Annotated in this window: 1 protein-coding gene; it reads left to right on the top strand. The window is 68.6% G+C overall.

The annotated features are described in order from the left end of the window. The coding region (locus tag C7C56_RS25330) for an Ig-like domain-containing protein (protein ID WP_146204638.1) at nucleotides 1-376 on the top strand (376 nt) is incomplete at both ends.

Below are 376 nucleotides of genomic sequence, written 5' to 3'. Positions count from 1 at the left end.
AGTGGCCAACGGCACCCTCGGCGCGGTCAGCTCGGCGGACGGCGGCGTCACCTGGAGCGCCACCTTCACGCCGACTGTAGGCATCGCCGACACCAGCAACCTGATCACCCTGGCCAAGGCCGGCGTGAGCGACGGCGCCGGCAATGCGGGCAGCGGCAACGCCAGCTCGAACAACTACGCGATCGACACCGCGCGCCCGAGCGCCGCCATCGCGGTCGCCGACAACGCCTTGTCGGCGGGCGAAACCTCGCTTGTCACCTTCACGTTCTCGGAGGCGGTCACCGGTTTCACCAATGCCGACCTGACCATCGCCAACGGCACCCTGAGTGCCGTCAGTTCGCTCGACGGCGGCGTCACATGGAGCGCGACATTCACG

The sequence above is a fragment of the Massilia glaciei genome (assembly GCF_003011895.2).
In the GTDB taxonomy this organism is placed as follows: Bacteria; Pseudomonadota; Gammaproteobacteria; order Burkholderiales; family Burkholderiaceae_D; genus Telluria_A; species Telluria_A glaciei.
The sequence above is the reverse complement of the archived record's forward strand: the minus strand, read 5'-3'. Positions and strand labels throughout refer to the sequence as shown.